Origin of the sequence: uncultured Jannaschia sp. (assembly GCF_947494055.1) — a bacterium.
Lineage (GTDB): Bacteria > Pseudomonadota > Alphaproteobacteria > Rhodobacterales > Rhodobacteraceae > Jannaschia.
This window is the reverse complement of record NZ_CANLTR010000030.1, coordinates 23,864-41,046: the sequence shown is the minus strand read 5'-3', so window position 1 is coordinate 41,046 and position 17,183 is coordinate 23,864. Positions and strand designations below refer to the sequence as shown.

The following is a 17,183-nucleotide window of genomic DNA, read 5'->3' as shown; positions in this document are numbered from 1 at the left end:
GTGCGTTGCCGGATCAGTAGCTCGCGCACGCGGAACACCGCGGCCGCGCCCTGCTTCTCCTCGCTCTTCACCGGCACAAAGCGCATGTTCGGACGTTGTGCCGCTTCGCAAATGGCTTCGGCGTCAGCCGCGTCGTTCTTCTGCCGCCGCACGAACGGCTTCACGTAGGCCGGCGGGATCAGACGAACCCGGTGGCCCAGCTTCCCGATCTCCCGGCCCCAGCGATGAGCGCCTCCACACGCTTCCATCGCCACCGTGCAAGACGGAAGGTTCGACAGAACCTCGAGCACCTGTCCGCGCCGCAATTTGCGCCGTAGCACCGCTCAACCGGACGCGTCCGCTCCATGAAGCTGGAACACATTCTTCGCCAGATCGAGCCCGACCGTGATAATCTCCGACATGACCGCTCCCTCCCGTGGATTACAGCAAACCCACCTTGGCACATCGATGCCGTCGGGGGGCGGTCACACCATCAAAGCCGATCTGTACCGGTCCACGTCAGAGCATCCCCGCAAAATAGCCTATGTTCCTCGGATCATCTTTGTTGCTTGGACACGATCTGAAACCCGCTTATCCATCAAAGAAAGCAGCTGCATCACGGACAGTATAGCCAATATCCCTTCGAGCAGAGAAATTGTTTCCCGACCGCTCATCGAAGAGCAGTCGGCTTCTACTCGTTCGGCACCAGAAGCGCTGGCAACACCCAATGAAGGATGCCCGATCGACGCTCCGGATCGGCGAATGGCAGCGCCCGGTAAACCATCTCCGGATGACCGGACGCCCCTTCGTCGTCGAGAAAGGCCAGTTGATAGGCAGGAACAAAGGCTAAACCCGGGTCGGGAACCGCGTCGAACAGGCGCTCCAAGGCTGACGCATCGATTTCTTCATCTTCGTCAGCCCGGCGTACGGCGTCGAGATGGGCACGGTAGGCTTTCGTGATCATTTCGTATTCGTACCACTCGATCTCGCCGTTGCGGATCATCTCGATACCCGCATCGAGATCGCCGATATAGGCCGCTGCCGCGGCAGCAGCGAGCGGGCCCGGACTGCTTCTCGATCCGAGGGTCTCGAGCCCGCGAACGACCTCGCCAGCGACGTCTGGTCGTCCCCGTTCGACCAGATTTTCCATGACGACAGGAAGGACTGCGTCCGTGGCATCACCGGAGAGCACGCCCAAGGCGCCGAGGATATCCTCGGCGGAACCCTCATCCGCCACCCGGGCGCCGAGATCGTAGGATTCCATGAAGGTGCTTCTGACGCCTCTTGCCGAAGAATCGTCCCCTTCAGGCGTCTTCATTACCAGGTCCCGGAGATCCTGCCGGCCGTCAAGTCCAGCCGACAGAGCCACGTCCCTGACTACGTTGTTGCACCCGCTCAGAAGCGGATTGCCGGGCAAGCGCTCTGCGAGGTCGGGCACCCGCTCCGTCGGCAAAGCCCGGACCGCTTTCCAGAAAATCGTATCGCACCATACTTCGCCGCGCGCATGCCGCTCCACGGCGTAGTCGATTGCGGTATCGGGCGAGAAGCCCGCGAGAACGATCCCGAAACCGCCATGTTGCGATTCCGGATCGACCGGGAGGGCAATGTCCATCGCCGCATCGCTATGGCCCGCCCGCTCGAGTGCGACGGCGGCAAAGGCGGCCTGTCTCGACGTCGCGTCGAGCGTTCCGTTGTCGATCAATTCGCGAATCCGTGCGACCGGGTCGTCCAGAGCGGCGATGTGTTCCTGGATTTCTTCCTGTCCGCCGATGCCGAACACGAGACGTTCGGGCGCCTCGCCCTGGGCCATCAAGCGCCGGAGGCCGATCCGCGTGGCAGGCTCATCGCTCATGCCGTACAGCTCGGCGATCCCGTTGAGAAGGGCCCCGTAACTCGGCCACTCCTGTCGTGTAGCGCTGGATTCAGGAAGAGCGGCGTAAAGCGACAGCATCTCGGGCAGCCGGCCAGTAAGCCATAGGCTACTGTAGATGGCGATCGCGTCATTCGCCTCCAGTCCCGCCGCTGTCTTTATCGCCGACGCGCCCCAGTCCGGCCCGTCGGCACTGGCGAGGATCTCGACCCCCACGAAGGGCGTCACGTTGTCGTCGGGTGAGACGCCTGCGTCGGCCTCCAATTCAGCAATCACACAGGCGGGGGTTACCCCATCACGGCAAGCCTCCGTCGTGCGATTTTCAACTTCCGCCTCCGTACGCGCAGCCTCAAGCGCGGTGTTGACGCTGGCCGGATCGAACGCTCCGAACGTATCGCCCGTGATCAGCTTGATGCCCGTGTCAGTCGTCGCGAACTCCGTCTCGATCCGGGTCAGGGCCGCATCGGCAGCGTCGAGCGCGGCGAGACGTTCCGCGAGCCCCTCCGCCCCTTGTGCTTCCTGCGCGTTCCGGATCGCCTCGACCAGCAGGGAACGGGCCTGTTCCTCCGCGGCCTCGACATCCTGGGACAGGACTTCGCCGGTTCCGATCGCGACAAGCGCAAGGGATATCACGGCCACTCTCGCAAATTGCTTCATTGAATATTTCCTCGCTTTAATACGGACGACGCTAAACGGTGAGGATATCGAAAAGCAAGACGGCCATGAAAACGGCGCGCATCGCGAGCGAGCGGATCGCCAATCGGACTGAGCTATTCTTTTCTGTTCGGTCGATTGACCGCCGACAGCCTTCAACCTGCTCGTTTGCCCGGGAGGCGGCGACATCATAGCCAGCATAATCCAAATTCCCTCGAGCGTCACATTTGCTTGCCGACATCTCTCTGAAGGAAGGCGCGCATCTATGAATCAGATTGTATGATTTCCGTAGAACCAGACCACTTGCATCCCAGCCTATCGGACGTTTGCTCCGTCACCTGGGCTCTTTTGCGCGAACTGCGTGAAGCCCGAACTTCCCCTTTCCCCAGACGCATTCATCCGGTGGGCTCTGTGATGGGTATGCCGAGCGCTGTATAGCCGTTCAGCGCGGCGGCGCGGATCTGGAGTTCTGAGACCTGACGTTCGAAGTCGCGCGCCAGGAGGCTCTGCCCCAGCAGGTGTCAACGAAGACGCCTCTTCACGCCAGCAAGTTGGATCTTCGTATCTGGATCTCCGCAATGTTCCTCATGCTAACATCGAGCAAGGGCATCTCGTCGGTGGTCATGGCTCGCTTTCTTGGCAAGAACCAGAAGACTGTCTGGAAAATGGGCCACGCGATCCGAGAGGTGACGGACGATAGAAACGGCGAACTCCTGCCGTTGGCAGACATTGTCGAGATCGACGACGCATTCGTTGGCGGGGCGCCGAAATCGCTTTCGGGTGCCTGCAATCTACCAGGGAACGGGTGCGGAAAGCCGAGATTGATCCTGCCCCGGGAAAGTGGACGGGGTCATGCCGCCATGCGCTCCATGTCGGCCGGTGAACGGTAGCCTATCGCGGAATGGAGGCGCCGTGAATTGTAGAAGCCCTCGATGTAGGCGAAGAGATCCCGTCGCGCTTCGTCCCGCGTGGCGTAGACGCGGTGATGAACCCGCTCGACTTCGAGCGTGTGGAAGAAGCTCTCCATAGGTGCGTTGTCCAGGCAATTGCCCTTCCGGCTCATCGATTGGATTATCTTCGCGGCGACAAGGGCTTGGCGATACTCGTCGACGGCGTATTGAATGCCGCGGTCCGAATGCTGAATCAGACCTGGTGGCGGTCGCTGGCGTTTGACGGCCATCTCGAGTGCTTCGAGGGCGATCGAGGCACGCAGGGTCTCTCGCATGCTCCAGCCGACAACCTTGCGGGTATGCATGTCGATCAGCGCGGCAAGGAACAGCCAGCCTTCGCCCGTCCGGATATAGGTCAGGTCGGCGAGCCAGACCTGGTTCGGCGCGGTCGCGGCGAAGTGCCTGTGCAGCCTGTTTGGCGCGATCGGATAGTCGTGGCGGCTGTCCGTGGTCCGCACCCGGCGCGGAATCGCAGCCAGTCCTCGCAGGCCGGCAAGGCGCATCAGGCGCGCGATACGGTGGCGCCCCACGCACCGGCCGGCAGCACGCAGAACGGCATGGACGCGCGGTGCGCCGTAGCACCCGCCGCTTTCCGCGTGAGCGCAGCGGATATCGCTGAGAAGGGCCCGGTTCTCAATGCTGCGGCGGCTTTCCGGCCGGCCCCGCCAAGCGTAGTAGCCGCTGACGGAGACGCCGAGCACGGCACAGATCGTGCGAACGGGCCAGAGGTGGCGGTGCTCATCGACGAACCCGAACGTCATCGGGTGGCCGCTCCGAAGATGAGCGCGGCTTTTTTTAGGATATCGCGCTCTGTTTTTGCCCTCTGAAGCTCCCGTTTCAATCGCGCGTTCTCCGCAGCCAGGTCGGCCGGGGACGGACCCTGCGCCTGCGTGATGGGGCGCCACGCAGGCCCCGTCCCCGATCTACCGAACTGACGCATCCATCGGCGCAGCTGGGTCTCGTGAATGCCGAGCTCGGCGGCAACATCCATCACCGACAGTCCAGACGTATCTGCCCGCTCGACCGCCTGGCGCTTGAACTCATCCGGGAAATACCGGCGTTTCTTCCTCTCCATCGGACACTCCTCGTGTTGGCTCGAAAGCCTATCATGGGTGTCCACTCGAACGGGGCAGGATCACTTCCGTTCGAAGGACAAGGGGCTTTTCCAGCGGAGGGCTGAACGACGACGCTGCGGATTGTAGAGGCCGTTGATATACTCGAAAAGGGCCAGCTCGACGCTTCGCCGTGTCGGCCAAGACCGCCTTCAAATCAGCTCGGCTTTAAGGGTTTTGAAGAACGTCTCGAAGACGGCGTTATCGTAGCAGTTTCCTTTGCTACTCATTGACGGTTTCAGCCCATGCTGGCGAAGGACCTTCTGATAGTCGTGGGAGCCGCCTTGGCTGCCGCGATCGCTATGCTGGATGCAGCCTTTTGGTGGCCATCGCAGGGCAATGACCATGTTCAGCGCCCGGATCGCCGAATCCTTCTTCAGGCGATTGCTGACCGCCCAGCCGATGACGCGCCGGGAATGCAGCTCGAGCATGACGGCGAGGTAGGGCGAGGCCGGCCCGCGATCCATTACCAACTTGCGGAAAAAGACTCAACTGGTATGATGACCTTGTGAGTGTGAGGAGTGCGCTCTCGATGGGAGAATAATCATGCGATTCTACAAGAATGTTTCCGCTGTTTCCTTGTTGGCCCTGGTCGTCGCAGGCAGCGTGAATGCTCAAGAATACACTTTGCGCGCTGGCCATGGGGCACAGGAGCAGCACCCGACTCAGTTTGGTCTCGAGCATTTTGCAGAACTTGTGGCCGAGCGTACGGACGGGGCGGTGGAGGTCGAGGTTTATCCGAACCGTCAGCTCGGCGAAGAGCGTGAAATGGTCGAGGGCTTGCAACTGGGTACGGTCGATATGGCAGTCGTTTCGACCGGACCGCTGGGGGGCTTTTCTCCTGAAATCAACGTGCTCGACATGCCGTTTCTATTTCGGGACAGCGAGCACGCCTACGCCGTCTTTGATGGAGAAGTTGGCCAGTCGCTGCTGGATAACTTCGACGCGCAAGGTATTACCGGTCTGGCCATTTGGGAGAATGGCTGGCGTCACTTGACGATCGACAAGGAAGTCACCGAGCCGACCGATCTCGAGGGAGTCCGGCTGCGGACAATGGAAAACCAGGTCCACATGGATGCCTTTGCGGCATTAGGTGCAAACCCAATGCCGATGGTCTGGGGCGAGGTCTACACCAGCCTCGAGCAGGGCGTGATCGACGCACAGGAAAACCCGATCACGGTAATCTACACAAATCAGCTTTGGGAAGTGCAGGATCGGGTTGTTCTGACCCAGCACGTTTACGGACCGCATGTCTTTCTCGCGAGCACGGCTTCCCTTGAGCAATTGCCCGAGGAGTACCGACAGATTATTCGCGCCGCCGCACAGGAAGCGACCCAGTTTCAACGCGAAAAAAGCGCCGAGCTGGAAGCGGAACAAATGGCGCTCCTGAAAGATGAGGGAATGGAAGTCGTCGAAATCGATACCTCACCGTTCCAAGAGGCGATGACTCCTGTCTACGAGAAGTACTCGTCCCAGTTCGGCGAAGAGCTCGTCCAATCGATTCTCGATACCGAATAGGTAGCCGTCACATCGCGGTCGGCCCGCTTGGCGCGGGCCGTTCGATCGAACCTCAGGCGGATAGAGATCCATGCTCGGAACAATCCGGATGATATCCGGCACGCGGGGTGCGCTTCAACGGGGAGCCACTGCGTGTCTGGTCGCACTCGTCTTCACAATGGTCGGCATCACCCTGATGCAGGTGATTCTGCGATACGGTTTCAATGCACCACTGCGCTGGTCCGAGGAACTCGCGAGATACATCTTCGTATGGATCTCGTTCCTCGGGCTCTATCTCGCCTATCGGAAGGGTGCGCATCTCGGCCTCGACATGCTGCCCTACATGGTGGGTCCATCCGTTGGCAAGGTGCTCGAGTTATCGTCCCAGACAATCATCCTGATCACGCTGATTTGGGCTGTCGGGACAAGTGGCAGGCTCGTGTCGATCTCCCTGAACCAGGGTTCGGCCGTGATGGGTTTGCCGATGATCTACGTCTACTCGGCCTTCCTGGTCGGCGCTATTCTCGTCATTGTCGATATTTTCCTGGGATGGCTTGAAGAAGCGCTGAAGGTGCGTGTCGGAGGGCAGGCATGATCACAATTCTTGTGCTGATGCTGATTGTCCTGCTCGTCCTGAACGTGCCGGTTGGTTTTGCGCTGCTGGCCGCGAGCATGGCGTCGCTCGCCTATGGCGGCGTCCCAATGGCGCTTGTGGTCCAGCGAATGACAACAGCGGCGGACAGCTTTGTGCTTCTGGCAATCCCGCTGTTCATCTTCGCCGGGGCGCTGATGAGCCGGGGCGGCATGGCGCAGGCGATCTTCGATTTCGCCGAGGCGCTGGTAGGGTTTATCCGCGGCGGGTTGGCCCAGGTCAATATCGCGACAAGCATGTTTTTCGGTGGCATCACCGGCGCTGCCGTGGCGGATACATCCGCGGTCGGGTCCATCATGATCCGTCCGATGCTCGAAAGGGGCTTCGATCGCGGCCTGACCGCGGCTGTCACCGCATCCTCGTCGACAATTGGCGTGATGATACCGCCGAGCATACCGATGATCCTTTTTGCGGTCGTGACGGGCGTTTCTCTTGGCCAGCTTTTCCTCGCCGGCATCGTGCCGGGGATCATCGTAGGCTTGGTACTGATGTTCACGACCTGGCTGTTGCTGAGGAACAGCAATGTTCCCGTCACCAGCTTCAATTGGCCTCGGGTTGGCCGGACGTTCATTGTGGGCCTTCCTGCGCTTCTGACGCCGGTAATCATAATCGGTGGCATCCTGACGGGAGTGGTGACGCCAACGGAGGCAGCTGTCCTGGCTGTCGCCTATGCACTTCTTCTCGGCATGGTGACCCGCAGGCTCCGATGGCCGGAGATCGTCGCCAGTGCGATAGAAACTGCTGTCACGACCGGAGCAGTCATGATCATGGTGGCCGCCGCCTCGCTCTATGGACTGGTCCTGACGCGCGAGCAGGTGCCTGCCGATGCTGCCAGCCTGATCTCAGGGATGACTGAAAGCCCGATGTTGCTCCTGTTTCTCATCGTTCTGCTCTACCTTGTGGCGGGTGCCATTCTGGACCTCGGAGCCAACATTATCATCCTGGTTCCGGTGCTCTATCCAGTTGTGCAAGAGTTCGGCGTCGACCCGGTGCATTTTGGGGTCATTACTATCGTCGCTCTGGCAATCGGGCTCGTCACGCCACCTGTGGGCATTTGTCTGTTCGTCGCAAGTTCGATTGCCGAAATAGGGATCACGGAGGCGTCGCGCGCAGTCGTTCCCTTCTTCTTCGCGCTGCTCGCGGTTCTCGTACTGATTATTTTCGTCCCGGATGTTGCGCTCTGGCTGCCGAGGGTCATGCGTTGATGTCGATGAAACACACGAACGAGCTTCAGAAGTTGGGCTCTGAAACTCTCCCAATCCCGCGCCGAAAGCTGGCCGACGAAGTGCATTCCCGGCTGGTCGCCCGGATCAGCGCCGGCGAGTTCGGCCCGGGGGAGCATCTGCCATCCGAGCGAGAGCTGATGAGCATGTACGGTGTCGGCCGTCCGTCGGTGCGCGAAGCGCTCCAGGGTCTCGAACGCGCAGGAATCGTCGTCATCTCTCACGGTGAGCGTGCGCGTATAACGGTCCCGACTGCCAACATGCTGATCAACCAGATTGCGAGCGGTGCACGGCACGTCCTCTCGATGGACCCGGCGATGCTTGACCATCTGAAGGATGCACGCCTCTTCCTCGAGGTCGGCATTGCCCGCCAAGCGGCTGAACGGGTCCGGGAAGCCGGCATCGAAGCTCTCGAGGCCGCGCACGCAGCGCATGTCGAAGCGCTCAACGAACTCGACGTTTTCGTACGGCGTGACATGACATTTCATCGCGAGATCGCGCGGATGACTGGCAACCCGATCTATCCGGCACTGATCGAAGCAATGTTCGACTGGCTTGGAGAATATTATGGCCAGCTCGTGCGCGTGCCGGGCGCGGAAGCCCTGACGCTCGAAGAGCATGCCCGGATTCTGGCTGCTATTCGAGACAACAACCCTGAAGAGGCCGGTCATGCCATGCACGATCACCTTAGCCGCGCCAACAGTCTCTACCTTCATTTTGCGCAGACCGAGCACCGCAACGGAGCAGACAAATGATCGCGACACCCCCCACGCGTATCGAAGCCGACTATGTGATCGAAACAGCATTCGCGCCGCTCCAAGCGGCCGAAGCGATGGCTGGCGAACAGTCAAGCGGCACGTTCCTCCCGGTCCCCGGCGAAACGCCGGAGCTCAAGGAACGGTCGGCGGCGCGCATCGAGCATCTGGAAGAGCTGGAGGATGCGCCCTCTGCCTCGCTTCCGGGAGCAGCCCAACCGGCAGACTGGGATGGGCGCATCCACCGCGCGCGGGTCACACTGTCTTGGCCGCTGGACAACATCGGTCCTTCGCTGCCCAACCTGATCGCGACCATTGCCGGTAACTTGTACGAGTTGCGTCAATTTTCGGGCCTGCGGATCGAGGACTTGCGGCTGCCGACGGCGTACGCAGATGCTTATCCCGGCCCGAAGTTCGGTGTTGAAGGCACGCGCCGACTTAGCAAGGTCGCTGATCGCCCCTTGATCGGCACGATCATCAAACCAAGCATCGGATACACGGCGGAGGAGACGGCGGATATGGTCCACACCCTCGCGGAAGCTGGTATCGACTTCATTAAGGACGACGAGCTCCAGTCGGATGGCTCGAGATGTCCGTTCGAGGAACGGGCGCGCGCGGTGATGCAGGTGGTGAACGAACATGCGGAGCGGACCGGGAAAAAGGTGATGTTCGCCTTCAACATCACCGGAGATCTGGACCAGATGCGCAAGCGCCACGATCTTGTTCAGGAGCTGGGCGGCACGTGCGTCATGGCAAGTCTCAACGCCGTCGGCATGGTGGGAATGATCGAATTGGGGCGCCATTCCCAGCTCCCCATACACGCACATCGCAACGGCTGGGGGAGCCTCAGCCGACATCCTTTGCTGGGCTGGTCCTATGTCGCCTGGCAGAAGCCCTGGCGCCTGGCCGGGGCCGACCACATGCATGTTAACGGGCTCTCGAACAAGTTCTGCGAGAATGACGAGAGCGTCATTGCCTCTGCCAAGGCCTGCCTGACGCCCATGTGGTCGCACAAGCCATGCGTCGCGATGCCTGTTTTCTCTTCGGGCCAGTCGGCCAAGCAAGCGCCCGAGACCTATGATCGACTAAAATCGACGGATTTGATCTTTGCTGCCGGCGGCGGCGTCATGGGGCACAAGAATGGACCGGCAGGCGGTGTCGCGAGCCTGCGCGCGGCTTGGGACGCAGCCATCGCCGGAGTGCCACTCGAAGAGCGCGCAGCCGAGGACGACGCGCTTGCGCGGGCGCTTGAGCAGAACCGGGCATGAGCGAGATATTCGAAAAGAACAGCCTGCCGGCCGAGGGGCCACTGGTTGCCTGGTATGGCGATGACTTCACCGGCTCGAGCGCCGTTGCCGAAGTCCTTACCTTCGCTGGCCTGCCTTCAGTGCTGTTCCTTGAGACGCCGACGGCGGAACAGCTTGCCCGCTTTCGTGACCGACGCGGCATCGGCATTGCCGGTGTGGCGCGCGCCCACGGCCCCCAGTGGATGGAACGAGAGCTTCCGGCGGTCTTCGAGGCCCTCGCCTCGCTCGGCGCCCCCATCACGCATTACAAAGTCTGTTCAACCCTGGACTCTGCGCCGCAGATCGGTTCGATCGGGAAGGCGATAGATATCGGCAGGTCGATCCTCGATAGCGCGTGGACGCCGGTCGTTATAGCTGCCCCCGCCATCGCTCGATATCAGGTTTTTGGTAATCTTTTCGCGATCGTAGATGGTATCCCGCATCGCCTCGACAGACATCCCACGATGAGCCGTCATCCGGTGACGCCAATGAACGAGGCCGACGTCCGACGCCATCTTCAGCGTCAGACCGAGCAGCCGCTGGGACTGATCGACATCCTGGCACTGCACACTGGAAACGCTGGAACATTTCTGGACAAGGAGATGGCTGCGGGGCGCCAGATCGTCGTTCTGGACGTCATCGACGACGAGACACTGCGGGCTGCTGGCGCACTCGTCTGGGAGCGCCGCGGTGAGGGCATCTTCGCGGTCGGCTCACAAGGCCTCGAATATGCCTTGGCAGCACACTGGCGCGACATCGGTCTGATCCCAGCCGACCCACCGCCGCCCCAAGGGGCGCGTTCAAGCAGGGTGGTCGCTGCGTCGGGCTCCTGCTCTCCGGTTACAGACAGCCAGCTCCAATGGGCGGCCGAGCACGACTTCAGCATTGTCGATGTCGACGCATCCAAAGCCGTCGATCCTGCGATATGGGAGAAGGAGATCGCTCGCGCAGCCAGCTTGGCGGCAGGCCTGATCGGCAAGGGGCGCGATCCGATCATGGCGACGGCGCGCGGACCGGACGATCCGGCTATATCCAAGGCTTCGGAAACCGCGATGCGTGCCGGAGTTGATACCGAAGTTCTCAGCGCCCGGATCGGCGACGGCCTCGGACGCATGGTAGATACCGTTCTGCGTCAAACCGGAACCGGGAGAGCATTGATTTCTGGCGGTGACAGCTCCGGCTATGCCGCCAAAGCGCTGGGGATCTTCGCACTCGAGGCAATTGCTCCGTTGGCGCCTGGCGCTGCGCTCTTTCGTGCCCGTTCGGACGAGCCCTCGAGAGACGGACTCGAGCTTACCCTCAAGGGAGGCCAGATGGGTGACCGGGATTTCTTTGGCCGTGTCAGGAATGGCAAATGATGCAACCTGGGCGGCCGCTTTACCATAACGATCAGAGGAGAAGACCATGACCAAGATTGCTTTGCTCGGTGCAGGCGGGAAAATGGGCGTTCGTCTTGCGACGAACCTGAAGAACTCGGCCTTCAGCGTCGATCACGTGGAAGTTTCGGAGGAGGGTCGCGAACGCCTGAAAACGTCGACCGGCGCCGAATGCGTGTCACTCGATGATGCGCTGCACGGTGCCGCGGTCGTCGTGATGGCGGTTCCCGATGCACTTATTGGCAAGATTGCACAGGAGATCGTACCCTTGGTTGAAAGCGGTACCGCTTTGATCGTTCTCGACGCTGCGGCGCCACACGCCGGACAGCTGCCAGACAGAGACGATATCTCCTACTTCGTTACTCATCCATGCCACCCGCCAATCTTCAACGATGAAGTCGACAGCGATGCGAAGCGTGATTTCTTCGGCGGCGTAAAAGCGAAGCAGTCGATTGTCTGCGCGCTGATGCAGGGACCCGAAGAACACTATGCGCTGTGTAATGAAGTGGCGAAAACGATCTACGGTCCGGTTATCCGTTCGCATCGCTGCACCGTCGAGCAGATTGCGATCATGGAGCCCGCGATGTCCGAGACGGTCGGGGCAACGATGTGCCTTGCGCTGCGGGAGGCAACGGACGAAGCGATCCGTCGTGGCGTGCCGAGGGATGCAGCTTTTGACTTCATGCTTGGTCACCTTACGATCGAATTGGCGATTGCTTTCGAAGTCTTCCCGGAAGGACGCTTCTCTGATGGCGCATTGCACGCAATCAAGGAGGCGAGGCCAATGATTTTCCGCGAAGGCTGGCTCGACCGTGTTTTCTCCGAGGAAGCGGTCATGAAGTCCGTCAAGGATATCTGCAAAACCGCCGCGTAACCGATGGACGTCGCGAATGGTCCGGAAATTGGGTTTCTCCGGCCCCCAATGGTCGGAGTCATTTCCGGGCCGCGACTACTGCCTACGGGAATGTCTGTAGGCCACCGTGCATTGGTATGATGACTGTATAAGGTTATGGCTGTATAAGATACTTCGTTGTTACATTTGGGAGGATGAACATGGACAAGATTACAGGTACGGGGGCAGCGCTCGCTTTGGCCTTTTCTACGTCGGTGCCAGCGACAGCCAGTCCGGAAGCGCCGGTGATCGCACTGTCAAATTCGTTTTACGGAAATACCTGGCGCCAACAGATGGTCACGGCATTCGAAGATGCCGCGGAGCAGGCCAAGGCTTCCGGCGCGATCGCAGACTATGTGGTAATGAACGGCGACGGCAGCGTGGTGCAGCAGAACAGCCAGATGGCCGAGCTGATCCTGCGTGGCGTCGACGTGATAGCAATCAACGCTGCCTCTGAAACTGCGGTGAACGGAATAATCGAGAGGGCCTGCGAAGCCGGGATCATCGTCATCAGCTTCGATTCCATTGCATCGGCGCCCTGCAACTATCAACTCAACTTCGATTTTCTCGGGTACAAGGCCCAACAGGCTGAGGCGGTCATGCAGATGATCGGTGGCAGCGGGAATGTGCTCGTCGTGCGCGGTGTGGCCGGATCGGCTCCGGATGAGGCGATGTACAGTGCGCAACAGTCGGTTCTGGAAAAATATCCCGACGTCGAGGTCGTTGCCGAAGTGTACGGACAGGCGACTGCCGCCGTCGCGCAGAGCGCCATCACGAACGTGCTGCCAAGCCTTCCCAAGGTGGATGCAGTGCTCGCTCAGGGCGGCAGTGACGACATGGGGATCGCGCAGGCTTTTGTGCAATACGGCGGTGAATACGCCGATGACATGCCGATCATTGAAGGCGGCGGCGGCACCGACTTCGTTAAATGGTGGGCGGAAGAGAACGCGCGCACCGGATACAACACTATCTCGATGAACACGACGCCAGGGATCGGTGGTGCCGTGCTATGGCTTGGTGTCTCGCTGTTGCAGGGGGCCGAAGCACCGCGCGAAATGATCATGCCAGTGGCCACCGTGGATGACGAAAACCTGACGGAGTACGCGGACCTCCCGTCCGGCGAGATCATCAGCCCGAGCTATTCGCTCGAGTGGGTGCAGGAAAACCTGCTGACCGACTGACAACTGGTCGTGGCGCCGATCATGTAGCCGGGCCTTCGGGCCCGGCACACACCCAGGTGCGGGACTTTATATGTCAAAACAAGACCTCGCAGATCCGCGCAATGTCGTGGCGGGCCCTGTGTCTCCCATCATATCATTGCAGGGCATTTCCAAGTCCTATGGACCGACTCAGGCAAACGTCGACATCGATCTCGATGTTCGTCCGGGTGAGGTAATCGGACTGGTTGGCGGCAACGGTGCGGGCAAGTCCACGCTGATGAAGATCCTGTGTGGTGTGATAGAGCCGACGGGTGGCGTCATCGCGGCAAGCGATCTGCATGCGGAGCGGTATAACGCAGCTGCGGCGCAGGCTCAGGGCGTAAGAATGGTGCATCAGGAGCTTTCGCTGTGCACAAACCTTACTGTTGCCGAGAACTTCTTCGTCGAGGTGCCGGGAGCAGCGCGGCTGCATCCGGCTTGGCGTGGAGTATTTCGACAGCGCGCAACCGCGGCGCTCGATGCGGTATTTCCGGATCATCGCCTGAATGTCGACGCTCGGATGGCGCGCCTATCCATCGGTGAACGCCAGATGGTCGAGATTGCCCGCGCTGTTGCAACTCCCGGGGTACGTCTCATCATTCTGGACGAACCTACGTCGTCGCTGAACGCTGACAAATCGAAGCAGCTTCGAGCCTTCATCCATCGGAAAACGGCCGAAGGCATGGCGTTCATCTTCATCAGCCATAAGCTGAGCGAGATCGTTGACATCGCCACGAGCGTTTCGGTGTTGCGTAACGGCCGACTGGTCTGGCGCGGCGACGTGGAAGAAACGACCGTTGGGCACCTGATCGGTCTGATGGGTGGTAGCGATGCCACGCAGGCACGCTCCACCCGGATGCGAAGCGGACAAGGGAAAGTCGCGATCCGCGTAGGAGGAAGGTGGGTCGCGGGTGCGCAGACAGAGATTGAACTGAGACAGGGTCAGATCGTCGGTCTCGCAGGGTTGGAAGGCAGTGGGCAGCGTGAGCTGCTCCACGGAATCTTCTCGGGCGACAAGGATGTGTCGCTGACCAGCGAAACAAGTTTCGTCGCCGGGGACCGGCAAAAGGAAGGAATCTTTCCACTCTGGTCGGTCCTTGGGAACGTCAGTATCGGGCGGGTCGCGCGTCGCCGATCCTTCAGCAGTGTATTGGATACGGTCGAGGCGGAAGCGGCGCAAGGTCCGGCCAAGGCGCTGCGTCTTGACAGCGACAGGCTGACGTCGGGGATAACGGAACTCAGCGGAGGCAATCAGCAAAAAGCACTGGTCGCCCGGGCGCTGGCCAATGATGCTCCGATCATTCTCCTGGATGATCCCACGCGCGGCGTGGACATTGCCACGAAGCAGGATTTTTACCGCTTGGCGGGCGAGATCGCGGACGCGGGCCGGACTCTTGTTTGGTATACCACAGAGGATGCCGAGCTGATGGCGGCGGACCGGGTTCTGGTCTTTGCTGGCGGGCAGATCGTAGCCGACCTCGAGGGCGATGAGATCTCGGAAGCATCCATCTTGCAGTTCTCCTTCGCAGATACCGGGAGGACTGAGAACAAGAGCGACAACCGGCAGGACGGCCGGCTGGCGTCGCTGGCAGCAATGGCGATGCCCTATGTCAGTCTGGCCGTGGTGCTGGGCTTGATGTTCAACGCAAACCCTATGACGGCGACTGCATTCGGACTTGAGCTGTTGCTGATGCCCGCTGTGGTTCTTGCCCTGGTTGCCATAGCGCAGATGTTCATAATCGGCGGGAGCGAAATCGATCTCGGTGTGGGAGCATTCGCAGGGCTCGTCAGCGTTCTTTCCGCGACACTGCTTGCAACAGATCCGGCAATGGGCGTTCTGGCGATCGGGGCCGCCATCGTGGCTTACGCAAGCCTTGGCGGCCTGATCCAGCTGCGTGAGATACCGGCGATCGTCGTCACCCTTGGCGCCTCGTTCATCTGGCTTGGTATCGGCTTCTCGATACAACCGACACCGGGTGGCTCTGCGCCGTCATGGCTGAGCGCGACTATCGGCTGGAAAGTGCCGGGCGTTCCGACACCTATCGTCTTGCTGGCCGGGATCGCGGCGGTTGCCTATGCCATCGATCGTACGCCACTCGGCGTCGTGCTGCGTGGCTTCGGCAATAATGCTGCCGCGATGGCGCTGAGTGGATGGTCGCCGGTACGATATGCCCTTCTTCGTTATCTTTTGGCTGCGTTTTTTGCCGCATCGGCTGGGCTGCTGCTGACAGCGATCAACACTGCCAGCGACATCAATTCCGGCAACTCCTACACTCTCCTCAGTGTTGCCGCGGTGGTGATGGGCGGCTGCGCACTGTTGGGTGGCATCATTTCGCCCCTGGGCGTGGTGGTGGGCGCGATCACCCTCTCGCTGATCGGGGCACTTCTTGGCATGCTCAATATCGCGAGCGATCTCAACGCCGCGACTCAGGGCATCTTGTTGCTGGCGATCCTGGCATTCCGGAACTTCGCCAACCGCCGCAGCGAGGAAGCAGAATGAATAATGCTCTGATGAGGCTTATGCAGAAGAACCGATGGTCATGGTCTGCCGCGGGAGTCATCGTGCTTTGGATCATCTTATCCATCGTCACGGGCCGATGGAGCATCGCAAGCCTCTCGGGCATCCTTGTGTCGGCCTCCTTCCTGACCCTGGCAGGCCTCGGGCAGATGATCGTCGTAAGCACCGGGCGCGGCAACATCGACCTGTCCATCGCGTCCGTGATCACGCTCAGCGCCTACGTGGCACTGCTCGTCATCAAGGGACAGGATGCCCTGATCTGGCTCGGACTGTTGGCGACCTTGGGCATCGGTCTTGGCGTGGGATTATGCAATGCCATGCTTGTAATCATACTGCGAGTTCCAGCGATTATCGCAACTTTGGCAACCGGATACATTTTGGCCACCGCGGCTTTGATTGCGAATAGTTCGCTGAATGGCTCCGCGATAAGCCCCACGTTGCGATGGATTGCCAGTGGGCGGGTTGGTGGTGTCCCGATCATGGTAATGATCGCAATCTCGACTGTCATTCTTGCGGCTCTTCTACTTCATTTTACGGCCTACGGGCGAAAGCTGTCTGCGGTAGGGCAAAACAGGGTCGCGGCGCGCCTCGCCGGCGTTCGCGTAAACCGAGTCCTAATTGGCGCTTTTCTCACGAGTTCTTGCCTTGCCGCATTTAACGGGCTTTTGCTCGGCGCCTATGTTGGCGGTGCCTTTCTGGAGATGGGGCAACCGTACTTGCTGCAATCGGTCGCGGCAGTCGTCATCGGCGGCACATTGATCTTTGGCGGATCCTCGACAGCATTGGGTACATTCTTTGCAAGCATTTTGCTCATCCTCGTGGTGACGATCATGCAAATTATGGGTCTACCTCGCGGTGTGCAGGACATGGTCCAGGGTGTCGTGGTCATCGTGATATTAGGATTTGCGGCCGGGGGTGAATTGCGTCGGTCCCGAGGCAGGGTTTCAGCCAAGTCCCTGCCGAACAGGATATGATCACGGTGCAGATCAGGCTCGCTGTGGGGTTCAAACGCAGGCCCACTTGTCCACCGAACAAAGCGGCGGAGCTACAATCAATGCCGTTATTCGCAGGTGGTCTTCACACAGCTTTGATGGTGTGACCGCCCCCGGACGGAATCTGATGTGCCAAGGTGGGTCAGCGACGGAGGAGAGCGGTCACATCATCAGAGCCGTCCCCGACAGCCCTGATCCCTTAAGCCGATCTGCTTGCCTGATGGCGGC

13 protein-coding genes and 3 pseudogenes are annotated in these 17,183 nt (G+C 60.4%); 11 read left to right on the top strand and 5 right to left on the bottom strand.

The window, feature by feature from the left end; genetic code table 11:
* The 3 genes and pseudogenes from Q1A87_RS17515 to Q1A87_RS17505 all read right to left on the bottom strand — a co-directional run.
* The coding region (locus Q1A87_RS17515) for a transposase (RefSeq protein ID WP_299654197.1) at nt 1–320 on the bottom strand (320 nt) is incomplete at its 3' end.
* Nucleotides 321–670: 350 nt separating this feature from the next.
* Nucleotides 671–2,506, bottom strand: a complete 1,836-nt coding sequence (locus Q1A87_RS17510; RefSeq protein ID WP_299654194.1) for a hypothetical protein — start codon at nt 2,504–2,506, stop codon at nt 671–673.
* Between the two features lie 392 nt (nt 2,507–2,898).
* Nucleotides 2,899–3,021: pseudogene (locus tag Q1A87_RS17505) on the bottom strand (IS5/IS1182 family transposase); the annotation flags it as partial.
* Between Q1A87_RS17505 and Q1A87_RS17500 the strand changes: the two are divergent.
* Nucleotides 3,022–3,342, top strand: a pseudogene (locus Q1A87_RS17500) (IS1595 family transposase); the annotation flags it as partial.
* Between the two features lie 11 nt (nt 3,343–3,353).
* On the opposite strand, the gene Q1A87_RS17495 reads toward Q1A87_RS17500, so the two are convergent.
* Nucleotides 3,354–4,528, bottom strand: a protein-coding gene (locus Q1A87_RS17495) for an IS3 family transposase (protein WP_299654191.1) whose coding sequence is annotated in 2 segments (ribosomal slippage) — nt 3,354–4,252 and nt 4,252–4,528 — 1,176 coding nt in all. Because the reading frame shifts where the segments join, the coding sequence is not laid out codon by codon here.
* 60 nt (nt 4,529–4,588) lie between these two features.
* A pseudogene (locus tag Q1A87_RS17490) lies at nt 4,589–5,008 on the bottom strand (DDE-type integrase/transposase/recombinase); the annotation flags it as partial.
* 103 nt (nt 5,009–5,111) lie between these two features.
* On the opposite strand from Q1A87_RS17490, the gene Q1A87_RS17485 reads away from it, so the two are divergent.
* The 10 genes from Q1A87_RS17485 (at nt 5,112) to Q1A87_RS17440 (ending at nt 16,937) form a co-directional block, all read left to right on the top strand.
* Nucleotides 5,112–6,083 (top strand): TRAP transporter substrate-binding protein, encoded by a 972-nt coding sequence (locus Q1A87_RS17485; RefSeq protein WP_299654188.1) that lies wholly within the window; start codon nt 5,112–5,114, stop codon nt 6,081–6,083.
* A gap of 70 nt (nt 6,084–6,153) precedes the next feature.
* On the top strand, nt 6,154–6,657 hold the full coding sequence (locus Q1A87_RS17480) for a TRAP transporter small permease (RefSeq protein WP_299654185.1): 504 nt from the start codon (nt 6,154–6,156) through the stop codon (nt 6,655–6,657).
* Nucleotides 6,654–7,919: a TRAP transporter large permease gene (locus tag Q1A87_RS17475; RefSeq protein WP_299654182.1), complete on the top strand. Its 1,266-nt coding sequence runs from the start codon at nt 6,654–6,656 to the stop codon at nt 7,917–7,919. Before Q1A87_RS17480 ends, Q1A87_RS17475 begins: the two co-directional genes overlap by 4 nt.
* A complete protein-coding gene (gene nanR / locus Q1A87_RS17470; RefSeq protein ID WP_299654179.1) occupies nt 7,919–8,692 on the top strand; it encodes a transcriptional regulator NanR in 774 nt (257 codons plus the stop codon). The genes Q1A87_RS17475 and nanR overlap by 1 nt, the downstream gene beginning before the upstream one ends.
* Entirely contained in the window at nt 8,689–9,960 is a 1,272-nt protein-coding gene (locus tag Q1A87_RS17465) for a ribulose-bisphosphate carboxylase large subunit family protein (protein WP_299654176.1), read from the top strand. Before nanR ends, Q1A87_RS17465 begins: the two co-directional genes overlap by 4 nt.
* Entirely contained in the window at nt 9,957–11,336 is a 1,380-nt protein-coding gene (locus Q1A87_RS17460; RefSeq protein ID WP_299654173.1) for a four-carbon acid sugar kinase family protein, read from the top strand. Before Q1A87_RS17465 ends, Q1A87_RS17460 begins: the two co-directional genes overlap by 4 nt.
* Before the next feature lie 46 nt (nt 11,337–11,382).
* Nucleotides 11,383–12,228, top strand: coding sequence for a phosphogluconate dehydrogenase C-terminal domain-containing protein (locus Q1A87_RS17455; RefSeq protein ID WP_299654171.1), 846 nt, complete (start codon nt 11,383–11,385; stop codon nt 12,226–12,228).
* 179 nt (nt 12,229–12,407) lie between these two features.
* Nucleotides 12,408–13,427 (top strand): ABC transporter substrate-binding protein, encoded by a 1,020-nt coding sequence (locus Q1A87_RS17450; RefSeq protein ID WP_299654168.1) that lies wholly within the window; start codon nt 12,408–12,410, stop codon nt 13,425–13,427.
* Between the two features lie 70 nt (nt 13,428–13,497).
* Complete coding sequence (locus Q1A87_RS17445; RefSeq protein WP_299654165.1) at nt 13,498–15,945, top strand: ATP-binding cassette domain-containing protein; 2,448 nt, start codon at nt 13,498–13,500, stop codon at nt 15,943–15,945.
* On the top strand, nt 15,942–16,937 hold the full coding sequence (locus Q1A87_RS17440; RefSeq protein WP_299654163.1) for an ABC transporter permease: 996 nt from the start codon (nt 15,942–15,944) through the stop codon (nt 16,935–16,937). The genes Q1A87_RS17445 and Q1A87_RS17440 overlap by 4 nt, the downstream gene beginning before the upstream one ends.
* The last annotated feature ends 246 nt before the right edge of the window (nt 16,938–17,183 follow it).